At 67.6% G+C, this 3,186-nt stretch carries 2 protein-coding genes and 3 pseudogenes; 3 read left to right on the top strand and 2 right to left on the bottom strand.

Annotation, left to right across the window (positions count from 1 at the left end; all coding sequences use genetic code 11):
- Positions 1 to 260, top strand: a pseudogene (locus AB0N07_RS39555) (hypothetical protein); the annotation flags it as partial.
- A 272-nt stretch (positions 261 to 532) separates the two neighbouring features.
- On the opposite strand, the gene AB0N07_RS39550 reads toward AB0N07_RS39555, so the two are convergent.
- Positions 533 to 736 carry a cold-shock protein gene (locus AB0N07_RS39550; RefSeq protein WP_365843772.1) on the bottom strand — a complete coding sequence of 68 codons (204 nt, stop codon included), beginning with the start codon at positions 734 to 736 and terminating at the stop codon, positions 533 to 535.
- A gap of 245 nt (positions 737 to 981) precedes the next feature.
- A complete protein-coding gene (locus AB0N07_RS39545) occupies positions 982 to 1,320 on the bottom strand; it encodes a MerR family transcriptional regulator (protein ID WP_329895815.1) in 339 nt (112 codons plus the stop codon).
- A gap of 1,132 nt (positions 1,321 to 2,452) precedes the next feature.
- On the opposite strand from AB0N07_RS39545, the pseudogene AB0N07_RS39540 reads away from it, so the two are divergent.
- A pseudogene (locus AB0N07_RS39540) lies at positions 2,453 to 2,748 on the top strand (ATP-binding protein); the annotation flags it as partial.
- Positions 2,749 to 2,794: 46 nt separating this feature from the next.
- A pseudogene (locus tag AB0N07_RS39535) lies at positions 2,795 to 3,057 on the top strand (hypothetical protein); the annotation flags it as partial.
- Between the last annotated feature and the right edge of the window lie 129 nt (positions 3,058 to 3,186).

The following is a 3,186-nucleotide window of genomic DNA, read 5'->3' as shown; positions in this document are numbered from 1 at the left end:
CCAGCGGTCCCGTTCGTCATTCACCGCAGGGCCAGCACGCCCACCCGCGCCTGGACAGCGCCCCAGCCAGCCTTAACTTCCCGGCCTTGGGTCAAGCCCTCGCCGAGTCCGACCATTTGCCTGACCTCAAGACACAGGTCATCGGCGAGTTGTGGCTCCGAGATCTCGAGCTCACCGCCTGGCGCGTTCTGCATGCGGACCGCAGATGGGACGATTCGGTCGGACGGCAAGCCTTCCTCGACGCCTGGACGGACGCCTGACCGTCTGCTGCCCCAGACTGCGCGAGCAGAGGCGCAGGCATGCCGCACCCGAACCGGACGGCGCTCGAATCGACTGAGGTCGGGAAGTTCGGGTCGAGGTCGCACCCGCCTCCGCCTCAACAGATCAGGGGCCACGCAGCAAAAGCTGCGCGGCCCCTGATCCTGTGCATGCCCGGCACGAGTGCAGCCGCTTCGCCCGGTGGGCGGCAAGGCCCGAACGGGCGGCGCTCCGCGGACGCAGTGTGCGCGATCTCTCGGGCAGATCTGCGAGGTCAGGACAGGTTGATGTTCTCGGCCTGCGGACCCTTCTGGCCCTGGGTGACGTCGAACGTCACGGCCTGGCCCTCCTGGAGTTCACGAAAGCCCGTGGAGTTGATCGCGGAGTAGTGCGCGAAGACATCCGGGCCGCCGCCGTCCTGGGCGATGAAGCCGAAGCCCTTCTCCGCGTTGAACCACTTCACAGTTCCCGTTGCCATGTCGTCTGCCTTCCAGTCGATGAACGCCTCCCGCTCCATGCGGAAGGCGGAGGTGATCGCCCTGGTTCCTGCGGCACAGCACAGCAAAACGCCCACACCAGAGGGCGTGGGCAAGAGGGAATTCCGAACCACGACAGCTGACGCAGAACGTTACACGCCCGCACGCCGTGTCACCATAGGAAACGATCACACCGCACGGCAGACCATGCGTGTTGTGCCCGCCGACGCGGACGGGCACGCTCATCTCATGCTGCTGCGGTCGGTTTCGCTGATTCGGTGGCGCGGCGGTATTCGGCGTTGATGCGCTGGGCTTCCTCGAGCTGGTCCTCGAGGATGATGATGCGGCAGGCGGCCTCGATGGGGGTGCCGTGGTCGACGAGTTCCCGGGCACGGGCGGCGATGCGCAGCTGGTAACGGGAGTAGCGGCGATGGCCGCCTGCGGAGCGCAGTGGGGTGATGAGGCGGGCTTCGCCGATGGCGCGGAGGAAGCCCTGTGTGGTGCCGAGCATCTCGGCGGCCCGGCCCATGGTGTAGGCGGGGTAGTCGTCGTCATCGAGACGGCCGAACGTGTCGTCTGCTGTCATTGCACCTCTCTGTGGAACGCGTGGAGGGGCCCTGGCACCCTACTGGCACCAGGGCCCCGAAGGAACTACTACACCATCTGCCGGCCCTGATACTGCACCGGCCCTCTGTTTCCGCAGACCCGACCCAGATGCTGTCGGGGGCGCGGGGATCGCGGTTGCTCGACCGGAGACCACCTCACTATCGATGTCCTGCGGTACCCGGGTCCACGACTTCCACCCGGGCGATCCTGATGGCGCTCGGCTCCTCCGTTCTTCCCTCTTGATCAACTACTCACCAACGGGAACTGCGAACTGCTGGTGGCCTCGAACAGCGCCACACTTCGGCAGCCAGCCCCGTCGCCCGTCCTGCGTCTGCTCTGGCTTGGAACCCCACTGCCGAACCTCCCGGTGCGCGCCCGCAGCCGACGCCTTCACCGAGGTACTGCCACTGACTTCACTGCTGGGTACGGCGAACTTCACTTACTGGCACTGCCACTGCGGTGCTGCTCATGGCGGCCCCTGATCACTGCGGGCCACCCGGTCCGGTCGTCAGTCCCGTCGCCGTCCTGCGACCACTCTGGCTTCGGAACTCCACCACCGCACCGTCATGCCAACTGCAACTGCGTAATACTGCCCGGCAGTTCATGTCTGCCGGGCCTTGCTCGATCTCGGCTACGAGAGAAACCATAACTACACCGCCGCCGAATGTCTACTCTGGCTGGGATAGATTTCCGCGCCCTCGAAGATGAGGTAGTCCGCCTCGACCGGTCTGCCTCGACCGGCCCGCAGATGGTTCAAGCAGCTCCGAGGCTCGGTCCGGCGCACTCAGTGGCCCCCGCCGCACAGCACGGCCGGCTGAGCGTGACGTCGCCGACCGGGGCTGATGTTTCCAGCCGTGACGCCCCGCAGGTCGGCCATTGACGAGTGCGGCACGAGGCCCTGCGCCGCCATCGACAATCCCGGGTTGGCGAACCCGCACGGCCCCTGGTGCCGTCATGCGTCGGCTGTGGTCCTCCCCCCTTCAGGCAAGCACTGGGGCTCTGCGGGGTTGGCAGGTGGAGGGTGGGGCACAGGGGTCGGGTAGCCAGGGCAGGAGGCATGGACGCTTCAGAGATCAGGGTGACCCTGATGATCACGATGATTGCCGGCGCCGCAGCCGACCGTGGCTCCTGACGCGGCGGACACGGTGGTCCTGGTCGTCTCCGAGCTCGTCACCGATGCCCTGCGCCACGGTGGGGGCCGCTGGGCACTGGAACCGACTGCGTACCCCGACACCATCGAGGTCGCCGTTCACGACCCCAGCCGGCATGTGCCGCGCATGCGCACCCCTGACCTGAACGGCGGTACCGGGGCTTCGGCTGGCCCATGGTCACCAGCCTCGCCCACACCACGGCGGTCACCAGCCGGGCCTCCGGCGGCAAGACCGTGAGCGCCTTACTTGCCCGGTAGCGTCACCGCTCAAGCAGCCGGATGGCCGACGAACACGGTCCGCCTCATACCGCAGCCCGACGAGTTGCTGGTGACGTTCCGCCCTGGTGGAGTCCGGCCAGAGCAACCAGATCTCCCTGACCGCGGCCACCGGTGACGCTGCCGTCACCGGTCGGCCGACTGCCGAAGCGGTGTGGAGGCAGAGGGTGTCGGATGTGCTGGGGGATTCCGCCCACTTGGGCGAGTTCGCCCGCCGTCTTCGACGCCCCCGTGAAGGAGGACGGGCCGCCCACGCGTCTGCACTGCCATGTCGCCCGGAACCTGCAGGGCAACGGTGACGGGAACCCGCCGCACGCGGTGTGGGCCCGACCGGCGGGCCCGTGGGGGCCACACGGGGGGTCAGGTGTCGGCGGGTGTGTGTTTTACCGATCAGACCGGGATGGGGGTGGCGAGCATCGC

Origin of the sequence: Streptomyces sp. NPDC051172, from assembly GCF_040682555.1 — a bacterium.
Lineage (GTDB): Bacteria > Actinomycetota > Actinomycetes > Streptomycetales > Streptomycetaceae > Streptomyces.
Note: the sequence above shows the minus strand (reverse complement) of the source record. Positions and strands in the feature narration are given on the sequence as shown.